17 protein-coding genes are annotated in these 20676 nt (G+C 56.0%); 11 read left to right on the forward strand and 6 right to left on the reverse strand.

Annotated elements, in window-relative coordinates; translation table 11 throughout:
- Positions 1–8: 8 nt before the first annotated feature.
- Positions 9–1007 carry a sugar phosphate isomerase/epimerase family protein gene (locus QKW35_RS05700; protein WP_282351372.1) on the reverse strand — a complete coding sequence of 333 codons (999 nt, stop codon included), beginning with the start codon at positions 1005–1007 and terminating at the stop codon, positions 9–11.
- Positions 1004–1726: a GntR family transcriptional regulator gene (locus tag QKW35_RS05705; protein ID WP_282351373.1), complete on the reverse strand. Its 723-nt coding sequence runs from the start codon at positions 1724–1726 to the stop codon at positions 1004–1006. The genes QKW35_RS05700 and QKW35_RS05705 overlap by 4 nt, the downstream gene beginning before the upstream one ends.
- Before the next feature lie 154 nt (positions 1727–1880).
- On the opposite strand from QKW35_RS05705, the gene QKW35_RS05710 reads away from it, so the two are divergent.
- The 7 genes from QKW35_RS05710 to QKW35_RS05740 all read left to right on the forward strand — a co-directional run bounded on the left by QKW35_RS05710 (position 1881) and on the right by QKW35_RS05740 (position 9087).
- Positions 1881–3419, forward strand: a complete 1539-nt coding sequence (locus QKW35_RS05710; RefSeq protein WP_282351374.1) for an ABC transporter substrate-binding protein — start codon at positions 1881–1883, stop codon at positions 3417–3419.
- A 55-nt stretch (positions 3420–3474) separates the two neighbouring features.
- Positions 3475–4476 (forward strand): ABC transporter ATP-binding protein, encoded by a 1002-nt coding sequence (locus QKW35_RS05715; RefSeq protein ID WP_282351375.1) that lies wholly within the window; start codon positions 3475–3477, stop codon positions 4474–4476.
- The gene (locus tag QKW35_RS05720) at positions 4473–5492 is read left to right on the forward strand and encodes an ABC transporter ATP-binding protein (protein ID WP_282351376.1); all 1020 of its coding nucleotides are present in this window, start codon (positions 4473–4475) and stop codon (positions 5490–5492) included. Before QKW35_RS05715 ends, QKW35_RS05720 begins: the two co-directional genes overlap by 4 nt.
- Positions 5492–6424, forward strand: coding sequence for an ABC transporter permease (locus QKW35_RS05725; RefSeq protein WP_282351377.1), 933 nt, complete (start codon positions 5492–5494; stop codon positions 6422–6424). The genes QKW35_RS05720 and QKW35_RS05725 overlap by 1 nt, the downstream gene beginning before the upstream one ends.
- A 1-nt stretch (position 6425) precedes the next feature.
- Positions 6426–7298 carry an ABC transporter permease gene (locus QKW35_RS05730; RefSeq protein WP_282351378.1) on the forward strand — a complete coding sequence of 291 codons (873 nt, stop codon included), beginning with the start codon at positions 6426–6428 and terminating at the stop codon, positions 7296–7298.
- A 61-nt stretch (positions 7299–7359) separates the two neighbouring features.
- Complete coding sequence (locus QKW35_RS05735) at positions 7360–7674, forward strand: DMT family transporter (protein WP_282351380.1); 315 nt, start codon at positions 7360–7362, stop codon at positions 7672–7674.
- A 96-nt stretch (positions 7675–7770) separates the two neighbouring features.
- Positions 7771–9087: an oligosaccharide flippase family protein gene (locus tag QKW35_RS05740; protein ID WP_282351382.1), complete on the forward strand. Its 1317-nt coding sequence runs from the start codon at positions 7771–7773 to the stop codon at positions 9085–9087.
- Positions 9088–9091: 4 nt separating this feature from the next.
- Here the strand turns inward: QKW35_RS05740 and QKW35_RS05745 are convergent, their stop codons facing one another.
- From QKW35_RS05745 to QKW35_RS05755, 3 genes are all read right to left on the reverse strand, one after another.
- Positions 9092–9874: a 3-hydroxybutyrate dehydrogenase gene (locus QKW35_RS05745; RefSeq protein ID WP_282351383.1), complete on the reverse strand. Its 783-nt coding sequence runs from the start codon at positions 9872–9874 to the stop codon at positions 9092–9094.
- Between the two features lie 283 nt (positions 9875–10157).
- Positions 10158–11201, reverse strand: a complete 1044-nt coding sequence (locus QKW35_RS05750) for a 2Fe-2S iron-sulfur cluster-binding protein (protein WP_282351384.1) — start codon at positions 11199–11201, stop codon at positions 10158–10160.
- A 106-nt stretch (positions 11202–11307) separates the two neighbouring features.
- Positions 11308–12333 (reverse strand): hypothetical protein, encoded by a 1026-nt coding sequence (locus tag QKW35_RS05755; RefSeq protein WP_282351385.1) that lies wholly within the window; start codon positions 12331–12333, stop codon positions 11308–11310.
- A 393-nt stretch (positions 12334–12726) separates the two neighbouring features.
- Between QKW35_RS05755 and QKW35_RS05760 the strand changes: the two genes are divergently transcribed.
- The 4 genes from QKW35_RS05760 (at position 12727) to QKW35_RS05775 (ending at position 19588) form a co-directional block, all read left to right on the forward strand.
- Positions 12727–14172, forward strand: coding sequence for a diguanylate cyclase (locus QKW35_RS05760; RefSeq protein WP_282351386.1), 1446 nt, complete (start codon positions 12727–12729; stop codon positions 14170–14172).
- A 262-nt stretch (positions 14173–14434) separates the two neighbouring features.
- Positions 14435–17563, forward strand: coding sequence for an EAL domain-containing protein (locus QKW35_RS05765; protein WP_282351387.1), 3129 nt, complete (start codon positions 14435–14437; stop codon positions 17561–17563).
- Positions 17563–18081, forward strand: coding sequence for a PAS domain-containing protein (locus QKW35_RS05770; RefSeq protein ID WP_282351388.1), 519 nt, complete (start codon positions 17563–17565; stop codon positions 18079–18081). The genes QKW35_RS05765 and QKW35_RS05770 overlap by 1 nt, the downstream gene beginning before the upstream one ends.
- Positions 18056–19588 carry a methyl-accepting chemotaxis protein gene (locus QKW35_RS05775; protein ID WP_282351389.1) on the forward strand — a complete coding sequence of 511 codons (1533 nt, stop codon included), beginning with the start codon at positions 18056–18058 and terminating at the stop codon, positions 19586–19588. Before QKW35_RS05770 ends, QKW35_RS05775 begins: the two co-directional genes overlap by 26 nt.
- Positions 19589–19688: 100 nt before the next feature.
- On the opposite strand, the gene gcvA is transcribed toward QKW35_RS05775, so the two are convergent.
- On the reverse strand, positions 19689–20606 hold the full coding sequence (gene gcvA, locus QKW35_RS05780; protein WP_282351390.1) for a transcriptional regulator GcvA: 918 nt from the start codon (positions 20604–20606) through the stop codon (positions 19689–19691).
- Positions 20607–20676: the final 70 nt, after the last annotated feature.

The following is a 20676-nucleotide window of genomic DNA, read 5'->3' on the forward strand; positions in this document are numbered from 1 at the left end:
GATTCAGTTCACAGATAAAGTTTGGCATGCTGGCGGATCTCATCCAGCAGGCTGTGGATAGTTTTGACCTGATCGTGGGCATCACGGCGTTCTTTGCTGAGCACACTGTCGGGGTCGACACCCTTCGGCAGAGGGGTTTCGCTGGCCTCACGATGGGGGATAAACGGATCGTCCTCGTCGCCCGGAAAGCGCAACGCGGGGGCGTAATAATCCACCTCCTCTTCCAGACCATAGGCGACCACCAGGGCTTCGTTTTCACCCAGCAACAGCAGTTCCTGTAGCAAGCGTGATTGCGGGATCTCCCCCTCACCGCTTCGCGTGCCACGCTGTCCCCAACCGCCATTTTCGTTGATGATCACCGCATCCTTGATATGCACATCGCTGATGTAGTGCGCCATTGCCTGCAAGGCCGCCAGCGGCTGCTCGTAGGCGTTAAGCATGTTGGTGAAATCAAACAACAGCTTGAGGTTGGGATTGTCGACGGCATCAAGGATCTGCACCAGCTCCGGGCCACGCAGATCTTCGTGCTGTTCGAGAGTGAAGCGGAACTGCCCTTCCGGGTCGAGATCGGCCAGATGCCGCAGGTCGCGGACAGTCCACCAGATAATCTCGGACACCCGACCGGCATAACGGGGGTAGCATCGGATCGACGTGGCCGCCAGCGTATGCCCGATCCGCACCGCCTCACTCAGCTCCGGCAGGTCGGTTGAGCTGACCTCCAGATGGATATCCAGCCCCAGTTCGTGGGCTTTGTCTCGCAAGCGCAACAATCGCTCATCGCTGGCATGACGCAGGCTCAGCGCTTCGCCGTCATCCAGGTGGATCTTGATCCCCTGCAGTTGGTATACCTTGGCAAACTGCAGAAGCTCCTCCGCCCCCATGCGGTTGTAACGGAAGTTGAAGTGGAAGCTGTATGCGTGGGCGTAAAGCGCCGCCCGGTCCACCCGCTTGATCAGCCGCAGCGCTTCGTCCGGATTGAGTTCACGCAAGGCGTGGTCGCTGTTCATTTGACCTGCCCCGGCGAGAAGTGCAGCTCCAGCGCCTCAAAACGCCAGAACTCGCGATCAATCTGGATCACCCGTCCTTGGCCATCAGTTTTGGTGCGTTTGATATACAAGCCGGGTGCCCCGTTGGTACACCCCAATATCTGCTGAGGCTGGCCTTCCAGACGCACTGGACGCACCATCAGATCCGACACCACCGGTTTGATATCAAATTCCTGCTCCCAGACTTCGGTGAAGGAGCGCCCCTCCAGCCGCTCGGGATAGTCCGGCGCCACCGCACAGTTGATCTGCACATCGTGTACGAAGATACGGTGTCCGTTGAATGCCCCCCAGCCGTAAACCCGCAGCAACGGATCACCGGTATTGATCACAAACGCCTGCGCCTGATCGGCATCGGCTTCGACCACCTCCTGCTCCAGGTCACACCAGCTGGCTTCACCTTGCTCCTGCGCCGCTCGCTGGAAGCTGACATACCCCATCGGGTCATACACAAAACGCTGTTGGGCCACAAACCACCCCTTGCGGTCGATGCGGAAAATCGCGCCCTCGTGTTCCAGGGTCAGCAGTGCCTGACGCAGGGACATGCGCTTCACCCCAAGGGTTTTACACAACTCCCGTTCTGCGGGCAGTTTCTCCCCGGCAAGCCAGCGTTTTTCCTGCAATGCTTGTTGAAGAGCCTGTCGCGCGATGTTGGCCGAAGTCATGTTGGACTCGCTCGCCATATTGATGAATTCCTCAATTTTTCATGAAAGCGTAACAATATTGGTTTAAACCATAAAAAGGCAATCTGGTTTAAACCAATTTATCGCACTGGTTTTGAAAAATACAGTGTTTATTTCGTGACTGATTCCAACCAAAAATTTGAGGTATCTTAAGATGAATCGCACCTCCCGCAGCCTTTGCTCCCTGCTTGGCGGCGTACTGTTCAGCACTGCTGTACTGGCCGATAACCGCCCGGACCTGACCGTTGCGGTAACCAAGAATCCATCCCGTCTGGATCCGATGGCAGAGAACAGCAACGTGAACAAGCGCGTGATGAAAAACGTGCTGGAAACACTGATCTACACTGACAGTCAGGACAACGGCACCCTGAAACCGGGTCTGGCGGAAAGCTGGAAACGGATCGACGGTAAAACCCTGGAATTCAGCCTGCGTCAGGGCGTGACCTGCCACAACGGTGAAACCTTCGATGCAAACGATGTGGCCTTTAGCTTGGGTGCACAGCGCTTCCAGGGCGAGCAGGCACCTGGATGGGGCATCGGCCGCCAGTATCTGGGCGGTCTGGACAGCGTTGAGATCATCGACAGCCACCACGTACAAGTGCACTTCAAGCAGGATGATCCGCTGATGGAGCTGCGCTTTGCCAACTGGATGAGCGAAATGGTTTGCCAGGATGCCTTCCAGGCCGCGGGCAGCTGGGAGAACTGGGTAAAACAGCCTGTGGGCACCGGCCCGTATCGGGTAACCAAGGTGAAACACGGTGACCACATTCAACTGACCGCTTTTGATGATTACTGGGGCGGCGTTGCACCGGCCAAGAGCGTGACGTTCAAGGTGATCCCGGAGATCGCAGCACGTATTGCAGGTCTCAAAACCGGCGAATACCAGATCGCAACCGAGCTGACGCCGGATCAGTTCGAGCTGCTGCAGAACGATAAGAACACCGACGTCGCCGGCGGCCCGATCCGCAACATCCGCGTGATCATCTTTGATGAGAACCACCCGCAGCTGAAGAATCCGAAGATGCGCCAGGCACTGAGCTACGCAATCGACCGCCAGTTGATCGTAGACGCCCTCTACGGCGGCCACGCCAGCGTACCCAACGGCCTGCAGATGAAGGTGTTTGGTGATCTCTATATCGCTGACCACGAAAGTATCAAATACGACCCGACGAAGGCACGCCAACTGCTGAAGGAAGCGGGTTACAACGGTGAAGAGATCTCCTACCGCTACCTGCAGGATTATTACACCGGCGAAGTCAGCACCGCGCAGATTCTGGCGGAGATGTGGCGTCAGGTGGGGATCAACGTGAAGCTCGAACTGAAAGAGAACTGGGGCCAGATCGAAGACGATGCAAAAGGCCGCGGTATCTTCAACTGGTCCAACAGCGCCTCCTATCCTGATCCACTGGGTCAGATCTACCGTCTGTATGGTCCGGAAGGCTGGTTCCAGCGCAACAACACCTACCAGAGTGCCGAGTTCAACACCTGGGGGGAACAGCTCAAGGGGACCGACAAGGCTAAACGTATCGAAGCGATGCGTGCCATGCTGGAGATTTACGAACGCCAGGATCCACCGGGCACCTTCCTGCACACCCTGCCGATGTTCTACGGCGTCAGCACAACCTTGGACTGGACACCGGGTGATACCGGATTTATGGACCTTAGCCACCGCAACCTTCGCATCAAGGGCTGATGCCACCGGGAGGCGGGGTAACCCGCCTCTATTGCTCTAAAAATCAGGAGATTAAATGCAACCTCTGTTAGAAATGCGCAACCTTCAGGTGGGTTTTGCCACCGAACTGGGCCCGGTACCGGTGGTGCGCGGCGTTGACCTGCAAATCGGTCGCGGCGAGATCGTTGGCCTGGTGGGCGAAAGCGGCAGTGGCAAGAGCGTCACCTGCATGGCAGCCATGGGCCTGCTGGATGACAACGCCCGCCTGCAAGGAGAGATCCGCTGGCAGGGTAAGCGCCTCGCAACCCAGAACGACAAAGCCATGAGTGTACTGCGCGGCAGCGAGCTGGCGATGATCTTTCAGGATCCGATGAGCACCCTGAATCCTGTGCAAACCATCGGCAAGCAGCTGTATGAAGCAATCTGCATTAACCACCCCGAGCGTATGAGCCGTCGTAAGCTGCAAACCCGTGCCCTGGACCTGCTGCGCGATGTGGGTGTACCGGCGCCGGAACAGCGCCTGAAAGCCTACCCGCACCAACTGTCAGGTGGACTCAACCAGCGCGTGGTGATCGCCATGATGCTGGCGGGCAACCCTAGCCTGCTGATCGCGGACGAACCAACCACCGCACTGGATGTAACCGTACAAGCCCAAATCATCGAACTGCTGCAGGAGCTGCGCAGCAAACGCGGCATGTCGATCATTCTGGTCACCCACGATCTGGGCGTTGTCGCCGAAACCTGTGATCGGGTGGTGGTGATGTACTGCGGCGAGATCGTGGAACACGGCCCGGTGAGCAAGGTATTCAGCAACCCGCGTCATCCCTATACCCACGGACTGCTGGCTTCACTGCCCCGCATCGACAGCAGCGACACCAACCTGGAACCGATTCCGGGTGTGGTACCACATCCCGACCAGTTGAGCGAAGGCTGTGCCTTTGCGCCGCGCTGCCCGCATGCGGCCGCCTGCTGTTACAGCGGCAGCCCGATGATGCAATGCAGTGACAGCGAGCATCTGTTCGCCTGCTTTTCTCCCTTTCCCGTCAACGCAGAATCCCGACAGGCACACGCATCATGATTCCGAAGAGTAATTCCCCGACCGCGCAGGCACCGCTGCTGCAGGTCAGCGACCTGCGTTGCGCCTTCAAAAGTAGCAAGCGCAAAGGATTTTTTGGTCCGCACCACCTGATCCATGCGGTGAACGGTGTCAGCTTTGAAGTAAACGCCGGAGAAGCCTTTGGCCTGGTTGGCGAAAGTGGCTGTGGTAAATCCACCACCGCCAAGTTGATTCTTAACATGGCCCATGCCAGCGGCGGCTCCGTGCTTTATCGCGGGCAGGAACTGGTCGGCCTAAGCCACCAGGCTTGGAAGCCGCTGCGCCGCAGGTTGCAGTACGTCTTTCAGGACCCGCTGGGCGCACTTGATCCCCGTATGACAGTGCTTGATCAGGTGATAGAACCGCTGACCATCCACCAGCTCCACGACCGGAACCAACAAAGGCAACTGGCAACTCAGCTGCTGCACAGCGTGGGCCTGCAGGATCACCAGCTGCGCAAGTACCCCCACGAGTTGAGTGGCGGTCAGCGCCAGCGGGTAGTGCTGGCCCGTGCCTTGATTCTGGAGCCGGAGTTGCTCATCTGCGATGAACCGATATCGGCGCTGGACGTGTCGATACAGGCCCAGATCATCAACCTGCTGCAGGAGCTGCGCCGCGCCATGGGACTCACCCTGCTGTTTATCAGCCATGACCTGTCGGTCGTGCGGCACCTGTGTGAGCGGGTTGCGGTGATGTATCTCGGCCAGATTGTGGAGATGGGCCCGGCCAAGCAGTTGTTTAACGAGCCACGCCACCCCTACACCCAAGCGCTGATCTCGGCGATTCCTAAGGCCGATCCAGGGCAACGTAGTGAGCGGATCCCCCTCATGGGTGAGCCCCCCAGTCCGGCCGCCCCACCGGCAGGTTGTCGCTTTAATCCACGTTGCGCCCTGGCCACCGAGCGGTGCCGCAACGAAGTACCAACCCTGGTTCAGAGCGGTGACAACCACGCCGTGGCCTGCTTTGAAGCCAAAATTCCTGTGACGGAGGTTGCCTGATGACGCCGCTGTATGCCTTACAGAAGATCACCCGGGCACTGCTGACCGTACTGTTGATTGTCAGCACGGTTTTTATCGTACTGCGCCTTTCCGGCGACCCGGCTATCTACGTATTAGGATTAGATGCCGATCCACAGGCACTGGACGCATTCCGTACCCGTTGGGGGCTGGACCAGCCTATCTTTGTGCAATATCTGCAGTTCCTCAGCAACTGCCTTCAGGGCGACTTTGGTTACTCCTATTTTGAGGAACGTGACGCCATGGAGGCAGTGCTGGAACGCCTGCCGCAAACATTGCTGCTGATGGGGGTAACCGGCCTCTTTACCGTGCTGATCGGTATCCCGGCCGGGGTCTATGCGGCTCTGCATCACAACAGCTGGATAGACCGCATGACTATGCTGGTATCCGTAGCGGGCTTCAGCCTGCCCAACTTTGTGCTGGGCATCTTCCTGATCCTGCTGTTCTCCGTGACCTGGCAACTGCTGCCTACCGGAGGCAGCGGCACTTGGCAGCACTTGGTGATGCCGGTGCTGACCATGACGGTAGCGGAAGCGGCGGTGTTTGCCCGCTTTACCCGCTCTGCAATGCTAGAGGTGTTGCATCAACCTTATATGCGCACAGCCCGGGCCAAAGGCCTGCGCTGGCATCAGGCGGTTCGCCGCCATGCCCTGCCCAACGCCGCAATTCCGCTGGTTACCGTCGTGGGCTTTTTTGTTGGCACCCTGATTGCCGGTGGCGTGGTCACCGAAAGTGTCTTTGCCTGGCCTGGCCTCGGCCGCTTGCTGGTCACCTCCGTGGCCAACCGCGACCTGGCGGTAGTACAGATCATCGTGATGCTGATTGCCTGCTCCATGGTGCTCACCAACCTGATTGTAGATCTGCTCTACGGCTGGCTTGATCCGAGGGTCGGCAGCCTGAGAACGGGAAACTGAGATGACAACACACACTGAGATCGCGGCGCCACGCCGCGCAAAATGGCAGCTGAAACTGCCGCTGCTAATCTGGTTCTCCATCGCTTGGCTGGCACTGATGCTGCTGATCGCTGTCACCGGCGACCTGTGGCAGCCCTACGAATACCAGGCAATCGACCTGCACGCTCGTCTGCAACCGCCGGTGTGGCTGGAAGGCGGTAGCTGGAGTCATATCTTCGGCACCGACCACCTGGGGCGCGACGTACTCAGCCGTCTGGTGACCTCCATCCAGGTAAGCCTGCTGGTAGCGCTGGTCGGCACCCTGATCGGCGCGGTGATGGGCACCCTGATTGGCCTTATCGCCGCCCACTTCCGTGGCTGGGTGGATGACCTAGTGATGATCGCCATCGACTACCAGGCAGCGATCCCGTTTATGATCCTGGCCCTGGCGGTGGTAGCGTTCTTCAGCAACAGCCTACTGCTGTTTATCCTGTTGATGGGGATTTACGGCTGGGAACGTTACGCCCGTATCACTCGCGGTCTGGCACTTTCCTCGATCCAACACGGCTATGCGGTGGCGGTACGTACTTTGGGTGCCTCGCCCTGGCGCATCTACGGGCGCCATATCTTACCCAACATCGCCAACGCGTTGATCGTTAACATGACGCTGAACTTCCCGCAGACCATTATGCTGGAAACCTCATTGAGTTTCCTGGGGCTGGGGATTCAGCCACCGATGACCAGTTTGGGTAACATGGTGGGCTTTGGCCGCGACTACCTGCTCACCGCCTGGTGGCTGGCCTCCTTGCCAGCACTGGTTATTTTCTTCACCACTCTGGCCTTTGCCCTGCTGGGTGACTGGGTGCGTGACAGGCTGGACCCGACCAGCCGTTAACCTCAACCACCGGGGAAGCACCGCTCCCCGGTTTTTTATCCACAGTCTGTAAGGAGCCCCCATGGGCTGGATCTATCTGTTATTGGCCGGTCTCGCCGAGATGGGCTTTGTCTCCCTGCTGAAGCAAACCCAGGGCTTTAGCAACCCCTTCGCCACCGTCGGCTTCCTCGGTTGTGCCGGTTTAAGTTTTTGGTTGCTGACCAAAGCCGCTGACAGCATCCCGGTGACCATCGCCTACCCTGTTTGGGTGGGGATTGGTGCTGTGGGCGCCTTGCTGATTGGCGCACTCTTGTACGGCGAGTCGATGACGCTTACTAAACTGCTGTTTAGCGTGCTGCTGATCGGTTCGATCGTGGGGCTGAAATTCAGCAGTTAAGCGGATCTCAAAAAGGCTAATAATCCTATTACCAATTGCCAAAGCGCCTGCTGATCACTAAGGTCGCCTGATCGAATTCAGTAACGGACAGGTACCATGACCGACGGGGACCAACGACCACAACTTTCACCCAACTATTTCAAGAAAGGCAGCCTGATCCTGTTTCTGGGGGTATTTGTGGGGTTTCTGGCGGATTACCTGTTTAACCTCACCCTCAGCAACACGCTTTCTAGTCACGAGTACGGTGATTATAAAGTCGCCTACGCCTTCGCTGCGCTGGCCAGCGTGCTGATCCTGCTTGGTGGCGATCGGGTGGCGCCACGTATCCTGTCGGTCCCATTGTCCCGTGGGGACAACCGCTGCGTGTGGGAGTTTCTGCGGTTTTACCTGCTGATCGTCGCGGGCCTGTCATTGGCGGTGATTATCTGTACGGCCATCGGCGGCTACCTGCATCTGGGCAGTACCGATCTGGCAGATCACCATCCGCTGTTGATGATGTCCTTTGTACTGCCGCTGATTGCCGTTGGTGCCTTGCTCAGCCGGATCCTGCAATCGGCCCGACTGCTGGCGCTGTCCAACCTACCCTGGCGTATCGCCCTCCCCCTGCTGAAAATCGCGTTTATCGGTCTGATCTGGGGACTGTATGCCAAGGTGGAGCTGTGGCAAGTGATCGCCTCCGGGGCAACCGCAGCTTGTGTGATTATAGGGTGGCAATGGTACAAGCTGCGCCAGCTGGATCTGGTAGAGATACAGCGTGCACCTGAAGCACGCGGCGGCCAGCGCTGGCTCCAACTGTCGATTCCGATGATGCTGGCGATGCTTATCACCCTGGGGTTGAACCAGATTGATCTGTTTATGCTGGAGCTTCTGGCGCTGGAACATGATGTGGGACACTTTGCAGCGGCTGCAACCACCGCCCATATGCTGCCGGTGGCACAGGTGACGGTCGCGGGATTATTCCTGCCGTTGATCGCTCCGGCAATGGAACAAGGCGAACACACCGCACGCGCGCTGTTTTGGCGCGGCCAGAAGCTGATCACCCTGGTGATTGTCACACTTACCCTATTCCTGATCGTCGCCGGACAGTGGTTACTGTCGTTCTTTGGCGAAGATTTCCTGCAGGCGCAACAGGCACTGATCTACCTGATCTCCGGTTATGCCGTGTGGGCGCTGGCGGCGTTTTCCTCCACCTGGCTGCAGTACAGTCACCGCGGTACCTATGTGGTGGTGATCGGTTGTCTCACGCTTTCGATTGACGCCCTCTGCAACCTTTGGCTGATCCCCCGTTACAGCATCAACGGCGCCGCCATCGCCACCCTGATCGCTATGAGCCTGGCGGCACTGATGACCTGGGCAGCGTATTACTGGCATCAGGTGCAGACCCGGCTTCACTCCCAGAGACCATCGATCTAACGGTTTACTGCGCCGTCCAGCCGCCGTCCATGGTCAGCGAGGTCCCGGTCATGGAAGCAGCTGCGTCACTGCACAGGAACCGGGATGCGTCACCCAACTGTTCGACGGTGACAAACTTCTTGGTGGGCTGCGCTTTCAGCAGCACATCGCGTTTCACGTCCTCTTCACTGATACCCCGGGCCTTGGCCGTGTCCGGGATCTGTTTCTCCACCAGCGGGGTGAGCACGTAACCCGGGCAGATCGCATTTACCGTCACGCCCTGTTCTGCCACTTCCAAGGCAACCGTTTTGGTGAAACCGATCAGGCCATGTTTGGCCGCCACATAGGCCGACTTGTACGGAGAGGCCACCAGCCCGTGGGCGGATGCCAGGTTGATGATGCGCCCCCAACCACGTGCTTTCATCCCCGGCAATACCAGGCGGGTGGTATGGAATGCACTGGTGAGGTTGATCGCCATGATCGCGTCCCACTTCTCAGTCGGAAACTCATCCACCGGCGCCACATACTGGATGCCGGCGTTGTTAACCAGTACATCGATCTGGCCAAAGGCGGTCTCCGCCTGCGCCACCATCGCTTCGATCTCTGTTGACAGGGTCATATCGGCATCGGAATAGAGCACTTGCACGCCATAGCTGTTTTCAAGATCCTGGCGAATCTGTTCAATCTGCCCGGCATCACCAAAACCGTTCAGCATGATATTCATGCCGCTTTTGGCAAGTGCGGTGGCAATACCTAAACCGATGCCGCTGGTCGAACCGGTCACAATGGCGTTTTTTGGCTGGGTCATCCGAGAGTCTCCGTTAGCTCTTGTTATTGGTCAGAGTGATCCACGCTCCTGTGCGCATCAGGCGCAGGAGCTGGAAACAACCACTAGAGCAAGACAGAGGCCAATCAAAAAAATACTTATATAAAACAGACAGTTGTAAGCAACACACCGAAAAAGGACGGATGATCGTTCACTGATTCTGGATAAATATCCATACACTCAAATTACACGCTGTCCGATATTCCAGACAGACACAAAAAAACCGGCACAAAGGGCCGGTTTTTTTATGCAAGGTTCGTGTTAATCAGACCAGTCGATCTTCCGCCGGTGTTTCAGGCAGTGCCTGATCAAAGAAACCTTCGGTGTGGATCATATCGTCCTGTGCACCCAGCGCTTTGGCTGCCGCAATACAGTCATCCACAAATTCCGGGCTGCCCGCGATGTAGATCGCGTACTTGGACAGATCCGGATAGTGATCCTTCAGAATGCCCGGGATACGGCCGAACAACATGCCCGCTTTCTCTTCACGGGTCAGGGTCGGCAGGAACTTGAAGCGGCGGTGACGCACGTTCCACAGCTCCAGCTGACCTTTACAGTAGATATCTTCTTCGCGTTGGGCGGAGAACATCAGGTGTACCGGCTTGTTGAAGCCGCGGCGCAGGGCCGCATCCGCCAGCCCCATGATCGGCGCAAGACCGGTACCGGCAGCCAGACAGAGTACCGGCGCATCGGTACTTGGGTCACCGATAAAGGTGCCGTACGGACCGGAGATGTTCACCATAGTGCCGGCGTGTACTTCGTCGTGCACCCAGTTACTGGTCTTGCCCTCAGGTACGCGGGTGATCTGCAATACGATCTCGCCATCCGGACGTGGCGCGTTGGCGATGGAGTAGGAACGTGGCGTAATGGTGCGATTGGTATCGGTCAGGCTGACATACTGACCCGGCCAGAAGCGCAACGCTTCACCCACAGGACGCAGACGGATCTCGGCGATACGTGGTGTGCGTTCGATACGGTCTACCACCATGCAACGTACGTTCTCTTTTGGCGGGAACAGTTTTGGCATCGCATCGTCGGTACCCCAGTCGATCTCCAGGGAGTCACCCAACGGCTTACACATACACATCAGGCCGTAGCCTTCAGCACGCTCTTCCTGGGACAGAGCCATGTCCATTACCAGGCCCTGGTCGAACTCACCTTCCAGAACCTTAACCTTACACTCACCACAGGCACCGGCACGGCAGTTGTTAGGCAGGGCGTAACCCGCGTTTTCCAGGGTTTCCAGTACGGTTTCACCGGACTTGGCTTCCACCTCTTTACCGGACGGGGATAAACGGATCGTAGTCATACTCACCTCCGGGCTCTGAACCTAATCAATCAGCCCTAAAACATAAAACAAAGCAGCCAACCCGGGAAACCCGAGCGGCTGCGCAGTGACTAGCAAAGGGACGGGATCAGAAGATTGGGATGATGTCTGCTGCGTCCAGGTCTGCCTGAGTCACTTCTTCACCGGTGATGTCCACTTCAGGGATCGCCGGGAATGGAGTGTCGTACTTATCCAGAACCGCTTTCAGGTTCAGCATCGCTTCACGCCAGTTGTCTTTCTTCGCATCGAAGCTTGGGATACCAAAGCCCGCTTCACGAGCGATCTCTTCCGCTTCACGCTGAGTGGAGATGAAGTCTTCCGGCAGATCCCAGAACTCTGCTGGCGGCTCGAACAGTACCGCAGACAGGAACAGGTAACCTGCGCGGATCTGCTTGGTGATGATCTTCTTCTCTTCGTCGGACAGCTTCGGATAGTCGCGTTCCATCAGGGACAGACAGATCGCCATGTGGCGGCCTTCGTCGCGACCGATGTTTTTAAACGCTTCCTGGAATACCAGCTCTTCACAGCTCAGGGACATCTGTTTGAAGATGGTCGCCGCCGCGATCTCACCCATCAGGAAGGAACTGAACAGTACCGCCAGGCTGTACTTAGGTACGGCCTGTTTGTAACCGTTCCAGTAACGACCGCCGTTGTAGTACAACCACGCAGCGTTGCGCTTCAGGCGCTTACCCAGGTCGGTTTTTGGCTCGTATTCCAGCGGGCTGTTGGATTCCAGCAGCTTGGTGATTGCCAGACCACACATCTGTTCGTGGTTCTGTTCGTCACGGGTAACGGAGAAGAAGCAACGACGGATCGCGTCTTCTTCGTGGTCTTCATAGGTCTTGATAAATGCTTCGGCAAATACCGGTGGTGCAGATGCATCGAATACGGACAGCAGGGTCCACCAGTAAGCAATCGCTTCACGCTCTTCCCAAGAGTAGCTTTCTACATTGAAAGTATCCCAAGGCAGATCTTTCGGGTTCCAGGCTTCACGCAGAGAAGCATCCCAGATCTCTTCGGCCTTGGAGGTCTTGGTTTCCCAGCTCAACGGGTAGATGTTTGGCTGAGGCGTTTCTGGTGGCATTTCCATGGTGTGAGCGATCTTATCGTGCATGAGCATAACCTCTGATTGGGGTGTTGTTATTTTTAAGTCCGCTCAAATTTAGCACTTATGATACAAAACACAACATTACAAATACTCGTTGCGTATCACTTTAACAAAACACACAAACACATCACAAAAAACATTATATATTTGTTTTTAAAACACTTTTAAATAAAAACGAGAACCAATTTCAAGTATCAAGCATCATTTTTACGCTATTTTAATGATACGAAATACCAAGATTAGATACAGTCTTTTGACTCAGATCAATTTTTACCCGTACCAACACTCTTCGTAGTCAGGACTCTCCCTTTTCTAAACAACATACAAGATTCGATTTAGCCCGATCCCCACTCTATTGCTACGCTTTAAGCACCGAAGATCTGTAAGGACTTATTGTTTATGGGATTAAGGGAAACGTGCCTGCGATTGACTGCACTTTTATTGTTAGGCGGCGCTTCATGTGTGTGCTCAGCCGAGCTTGAGCTTAGTGCGGAGGAGACACAGTATCTCCGTGAGCGAGGCCCGGTAAAGGTATGTGTAGATCCCAACTGGATGCCATTCGAAGCGATCAACAGACAGGGCCAACACACCGGTGTCAGTGCGGACTTTATGAAAGAGTACGCCAAAATGCTCGGCGTAAAGCTCCAATTGGTCCCCACTGAGAATTGGTCAGAATCAATGCACAACGCTCGTGAGCGACTCTGTGATGTGTTGCCGATGATCAACCAAAGCCCCGAGCGTGCACAGTTTCTCAACTTCACGGTGCCTTATGTGTCCATGCCGGTGGTGCTGATCACCGATCTGAAAGCCACTTACCTCGACGGTCTGAAAAGCCTTGAAGGCGAAAAGCTGGCAATCCCCGACGGTTATATCTTTGCCGAATACGTACGCAATAACTTCCCCCAACTGGATGTGATCTATCCTCCCTCCCTGCTGGAGTCACTGCGTGCGGTCATGAAGGGAGAGGTCACGGCTGCCATGGCGACCCTGCCTATTGCCCTCTACCAAATTGAGCGGCATGGCATGAATTCACTGAAAATTGGCGGCCATACGGATTTCACCATCGAGCTGGGCATCGGCATCCGTAACGACGACCTGCTGCTGACCACGGCCTTTCAGAAAGCGGTACTGGCAATCACAGAACAGCAGCGGGATGAGATTCTGTCCCGCTGGTACAACATTGAGGTGGAGCAGGCCCGAGACTACACCTTGCTGCTTGTACTGGTCGGGATTCTGTCGGTGTTTGCCGTATTTCTGGCCTACCGCAACTACAATAGCCGCCAGTTCAACGCCCAGCTTTCCAAGGTCAACGCCCGCCTGAACGACCGTAACCAGCGCCTGGAGCAGCTCGCCAAACGCGATTACCTCACCGGGGTCTATCACCGGGTGAACATGGATGCGGAACTGGAACGGGATATCGAACACTGTAGCAACAACGGCCAGCCCCTCAACATCATCCTGTTCGACCTGGATGACTTCAGCAAACTGAACGTGGACTACGGCCACGCTGTCGGTGATCTGGTGCTGGTAGAGATGAGCCGTCTGGTTGAAGAACGCCTGCCAGACAACGTCCAATTTGGACGCTGGGGCGGTGACAGTTTTCTGATCCTCTGCCCTCACACGCCCGTCGACATTGCCCAGAAAACCGCCGAGGCACTGGCCTCGTCCATCCACAGCCACCGCTTCACTGAAAACATCCAGCTAAGCGCTACCTTTGTGGTAGCCACCTGTCATCCGCATCAAAAACAGGCCTGTGTGATGAAAGATGTGGAGCGCCGCATCCGGCAATTGAAACAGGAGTCACCAGGCAGAGTGGTGTTTATGGATAGTGCGAACGAAAACTGAGGCGTAAACGACCTCGTCATGTTGAATGAAATGCCGGCAACGCCAAGCGGTGTTTACACCACTTTATCGCCTCCTGCAGCTATAGAGACCGTGCACAAATATGCACTTTGGAGCATAAACCTAGTTGATCACCCCTCAATACTTGATCCAGATCAAAAGCTTTACCCTTTCTGCATATCAATCTCATTACTAGTACTTTTTTCGTAATATCCTTGCCGCTCTATTTTTCACAGTACAAATTTATGCAGTTTCAACTTACTCCATGGACTCTGGTAATCAGTATTTGCTGGCGACGCTTAACAACGCCACCCATCGTTCGTTCGCTTCGCTAAGGCATACCCTTCGCGATAAGAGCGCGCTGTTCAAAATCAGCCTCTTTACTCTGTTATACGGGCTCTGCGGTACCCTCACACTCTCTGTACTTTCGGTTGACCTGCAAATACTGAACACTTGGCTTGCCAATGGCGTTGCTTTGGCAGTCTTGCTCATTGGGGGCATCCAACTCTGGCCCGGCATTCTGTTAGGTTCCATTCTTAGCGGACTTTCCACAGAGAGCGCACCTACGTTGATCGGAAGCGTGGCGTTCGCCAACACTCTTGGTGTGCTATCAGCCGTAATCTATCTCAAACATTGGTATCACCGCGGCCTCAGCATGCGCACCCGGCAGGACTATCTGCAGATTACAATCGCCGGTCTGATCTGCGCAGCAACCACCGCAACCCTCGGTACGCTCTCCCACGGACTGCTGGGTGAGGCACCGGGGAGCAGCCATCCGTACAACTTTGTGCACTGGTTCCAGGGAGACCTGTTAGGTGTTGTGGTGATCACCGTCTCCATTCTGGCGTGGAAGTGCCCGCCCCGGTACACCTACTCCTACACCCTGTTCAGTGAGGTTTTGTTTTTTGGCGCCATGACCTTGGTGGTCGCTTTTGCAATTTTTGCCGACGGCGCCGGTGGTTGGCTGGAATCCTATCTGATGTTCGCGTTCGTGGCTTGGGGCGGTGTGCGTTTCAAGATGCACGGCGCCCTGTTTGTAATCAGTATCTGCACCTTGTTAGGCATGGCTTACCTTGTCGAAGATATCGCCATCAACACGGAGCAGCAGCCCATCCAAGGCGTCACCAACCTGTGGATGTTCCTGATGGCGCTGAGTGTGATCGGCACAATTCTGGCTTTGGCTATCCAGGAGAAAGAGCAACTGGAAAATTCCGCCATCACTCGCAGCGAAGCATTACAAAAGCTTTACCAAGGCGCTCAACTCGACGAAGTTATCCATTTTGCTCTGCGCCAGATAGAGAAGGACAATCCGGAATTCCGCTGCTGCGCTGTGATCAGCAATAGCGGCGGAGATATCGACATTCTGAGCGCCCCCCATATCAGTAAACGCTGGGATAAAGACACGACCGAAGCGTTGGCAGCCCTGACCCTGGCAAGTGCAACGCGTAAACGCTTCACCGTCCCCGATGTGCAATGCGACCCGCAGTGGAAGAGCCGTGCGGAAATAGCCGAACGCCTGCGCATCCGCTCCTGTTACCTGCAGCCCATTCGCGGCGGCAACGGCAAGCAGTTGGGCATTTTTGCCCTATACAAAAAGTACGCTGGTACACCGTCGGGTAACGAGCGGCGTCTGGTCAATCGCATCAGCACCTTACTGGCCCTGGTGGTTGAGCAGTACCGCCAATCGGAAGAGTTGCAATTGGCATCGCTGATCTTTGGTAACAGCAGCGAAGCGATGACCGTCACCGACGCCAACGGCCTCATTCTGGCCGTCAATCCGGCGTTTACTAAAGTGACCGGATACGAGTTTTCCGAAGTCAAAGGGCAGAAAACCAGCGTCCTGAGTTCCGATCTGCACGATAAATCCTTCTACCGCACTATGTGGCAGTCACTGTCGGAAACCGGAGCCTGGCAGGGGGAGATCTGGAACAAGAAAAAAACCGGCGAGCTCTATCCCGAGTGGCTGACGATCAACACGGTCTACAACAAGGACGGTAATCCCCACCGCCGCGTCGCATTGTTTTCCGACCTATCCGCCCAGAAGGAATCGGAAAAACTGATCTGGCAGCAGGCCAACCTGGACCCGCTAACCTCCCTGCCCAACCGCAATATGTTCCTGGACCTGATGAGCAGCGCCATGTGCGAAGCCGACTTTTCCGGCCTGCCGGTGGCCCTGCTGTTTATCGACCTCGATCGCTTTAAGGATGTGAACGACACCCTGGGACACCACCAGGGTGATGACCTGCTGAAACAGGTCGCCAAACGCATCAGCAACTGCGTACGTCAGTCCGATGTGGTTGCCCGCCTGGGGGGCGATGAGTTTACAGTGATCCTGAAGCAGGTCTCCAACGCTCAGAGCCCGGAACGCGTCGCCTCGGATATTATCAACGCACTCTCATCCAGCTATACACTGGATGACAACGAGGTGAACTACATCTCCGCCAGTGTCGGCATCAGCTTGTACCCGAACGATGCCCAGGATGTGCAGTCACTGCTGAAAAACGCCGACCAGGCGATGTACACCGCCAAGCGCCAGGGACGTAACCGCTATCAGTTCTTTACGCCACAGATGGAGGAGGAAACGCGAGAGCGCATCCAGCTCACCTCCGACCTGAAAACCGCCATCTGCAAGCAGGAGCTGGTCGCCTATTACCAACCCATCGTTGATCTGCAGAACAACTCAGTCTATAAGGCCGAACTGCTGCTGCGCTGGATTCACCCGGTGCGCGGATTTGTCAGCCCGGCAGACTTTATTCCGCTGGCCGAGGAGACCGGCATCATCCTGGAGATCGGTGACTGGGTGTTCGGCCAGGCGTTGCAGCAGGTGAAGACCTGGCGCCACGCAATCGATCCCCGCTTCCAGATCAGCGTCAACGCCTCGCCAATCCAATTTCAGGATGCCCAGGGGAAACTCTCTCAGTGGACCGATCTGCTCGGCAAACGCGACCTCAATGGCAATGCGATCACCATTGAGATCACCGAGAACCTGCTGATGCAGTCCGGCGATCAGGTCACCGCCACGCTGAAAGGTTTCCGTGATGCGGGTATGCAGATCTCCCTGGACGACTTTGGCACCGGCTACTCATCGCTCTCCTACCTGCGCCAGTTGGATATCGATTTCCTGAAGATCGATCAATCCTTCGTGCGCAATTTGAGCAAGAATTCCAGTGAACTGTCACTGTGTGAAGCGATCATCGTGATGGCCCATAAACTGGGCATCAAAGTGGTGGCCGAAGGGATTGAAACCGAAGAGCAGCAGATGCTGCTGACCCAGGCAGGATGCGACTACGGACAGGGCTATCTGTTCTCAAAACCATTACCTGCAGCGCAGTTCGATGACTGGTACCGCTCCTTTCAGCCGGTCACGATCAGCGCTCAATCAGTAGAAAAATAATGAAAAACAAAATCACCCCAACCCAGCACGAACGCGTGATGACGGAGGGCGACTTCATCGTGTCCAAAACGGATGCCAGCGGTCGCATCACCTACTGCAACGAGATCTTTATCCAGTTCTCCGGTTACTCCGAAGAGGAGCTGCTGGGCACCCAGCACAACATCGTGCGCCATCCGGATATGCCCCGCGGTGTATTCCACTTTCTCTGGACCACCATCAAGGAAGGCAAGGAGTGCTTCGCCTACGTCAAAAACATGGCCAAAGATGGCAGTTTTTACTGGGTCTTTGCCAACGTCACACCCGATAACGGACCGGATGGACGCCCGCTGGGCTATTTCTCCGTGCGCCGCAAACCGCGCCCGGAAGCGGTCGCCCTCGTGTCAGAACTCTACGCTGAACTGCTGGCAGAAGAGCAAAGGGCAGGACCACGTGATGCCATTGATGCATCCCTTAGCCTACTGACCTCCAAACTCAACCAACTGAATCTCAGCTATGACGAATTTATCCTTTCTATCTAAAGCGGTATACGCGGTTGTTTTCCTGAACCTGCTGCTGTTTATTGCCGGGATTATCGGCGTGGCGTCCCACGGCTGGCTACCGATGGACTGGCTCTGGTTTAGCGGATTGATGGTGTTTGGTATAGGCAGTGCCCTGCTCTATCTGCACAACCTGCGCATCGCCCTGTCACCGCTGACCGAGATCACTCGCGTGGCACGGGAGATTAGCGATGGCCAATTGGGCTCGCGTATCACCCATATCCGCCACCGCAATAGCCTGGGCGAGGTGTGCTGGCACTTTAACAACATGCTTGACCAGCTGGAGACCTGTTTCCGCGAACAGTCCACCGCGCTGAAGTTTGCCAGCGAAGGCAAATTCTACCGCAAGATGCAGACCTCAGGCCTGCACGGCGCCTACCGTGAGGCTCTGGAACAAGGCAACCAGTCGCTGGAGATTTTGCAGGAAAACCACCAGAAGGAGCGTCGCAACAAGCTGCTCTCCAACCTGGGACACCTGAACGCCGAAAACCTGCTGAAAAACATGACCACCAGCCAAACCGACATCCGCGGCATCGTCTCCGCCACCGAAGAGCTGGAAGCCCTGTCGGCGAAAAACGCCGCAGCAGCTGAAGACAGCCTCCAGTCGATGCAGGATATGAGCAACATCTTCAGCCAACTGGTGCAGAAGATCGATCAGACAGCCAAAGCTGTCGAAGAGTTTAACGCCCACCAGGAAGCAGTCACCCATTCGGTGAACCTGATCACCACGATTGCCGACCAGACCAACCTGCTGGCACTGAATGCGGCGATTGAAGCGGCCCGTGCCGGTGAACACGGACGTGGTTTCTCCGTGGTCGCCGATGAGGTGCGCAGCCTCGCCGAACACTCCAAACGGGCGTCATCGGAGATCTCTGACGTAATGCAAACCCTGCGACAGGGCTCATCGAAAATGCTGACCGATACCGAAGCAATGCGCGAGATGTCGATCGCTTCCAGCAATACGCTGGGTCAGTTCGAGAGTCACTTCAATCAAGTCGCCCAGTCGTCCAACACTGCGCTGTCCCGTATCAGCTATATCCACGACGTGAGCTTTGCCTCCCTCGCCAAGCTGGAGCATTTTATCCACAAGCAGAACGGTTATACGGCGGTGAATCTGGGACGGGATTCAAGCAACGCCCGCGCAGCGGATATCGATACGCACCAGTGCTACCTTGGTCAGTGGATGAGTGCTGACGATACGCAGGAGCAGTTTGGCCAACTGCGTGCCTTCAACGCGATTACAGCACCGCATGCAGACCTGCACCTGAATATGCAGTTGGCGCTGGAACTGATCGGCCAGGATTGGGAACAGGATCTGGATATACAGACACAGCTGTACGCCACCTTCGAACAGATCGAAAGCGCCTGTGACACCGTGATCGATGCACTGGATGAAATGGTCGACGCCAAACACCAACGCTACAACAGTGATGCATTTGCAGGGATCGAGCCGTATGAACCGCCGCCGCAGCGATACAGTGCGGCCTGAAGCAAGGACGGCTTAACCAGGCCTGCCGCAGTTATTTGCTCGGACATGGATGTTCGTTGAGGCTTCAACTGATAGGCTAGTCTCAGGCCTCGCCAACCTGTTACAGGTTGTCCCCCGCTTCCTGTTCTGCCTCTGATAGCAGCCACTGACGAAAGACTTCCGCGTGCGGATGATGGTAACTGGTATCAGGGTTGACCAGATAAAAGGCTTCCTCGGTGGGCACCGATTCAGCCATCGGCGCAATCAACTCTCCAGACGCTAGCTTACGCGCCACCAGCGAGGTCCGTCCCAAGGCAATCCCCTGCCCCAGTGACGCCATCTCCAGAGCGGTAATCAGAGTATCCAGCTGGAAGCTCTGCGGTGAATCGATTTCCGGATGACCGGTTTTGTTGAGCCAATGGCCCCAGCCTTCCTTGTAACCGATCACATGCAACAGGGTGTGGTTTTCCAGCTCTTCAGGGGTACCTGGGGGCGATAATCCGTTATCCAGCTGTGGACTGCAGACTGGGATCAACTCATCCCAGGTAAGGCGGCTTGCGGTGAATCCACGCCAAACACCCGTTCCATAGCGGATCTCCATATCGGCCTCTTTTTCCCGCTCATCCACCCAGATGTTGCTGCTGATGCGTAACCCAATCTCGGGGTGCAACGCACGGAATCGTCCTAAACGGGGCGCAAGCCAAGTGGTGAAGAAGACCAGATTAACCCGAACGTTCAGTAATCGGTTACGTCCTTGACCAAACAACTCATCGGTGGCAACGGCCAGACGTTCAATTGATTCCTGCACCACCGGCATAAAACCCTGTCCGGCCTCGGTCAACTCGAGGCCACGCGGCAGTCGCTTAAACAGAGCCATACCCAGCTGATTCTCCAGCCCTTTGATCTGCTGACTGATCGCCGCCTGCGTCATATTCAGCTCAGCAGCCGCCTGGGTGAAATTGAGGTGACGGGCAGACGCTTCAAACGCACGTAGCCAGTTTAGCGGGGGCAGTTTCTTTTTAACGTTTTTTGCTTTCATCGTGGGCAACCGACACTCGAACAACCTGACGGTAATTTATTCTTATTTGATGATTCCAGAATAAGCTAAG

Origin of the sequence: Pontibacterium granulatum, from assembly GCF_029961155.1 — a bacterium.
Taxonomy (GTDB): Bacteria; Pseudomonadota; Gammaproteobacteria; order Pseudomonadales; family Balneatricaceae; genus Pontibacterium; species Pontibacterium granulatum.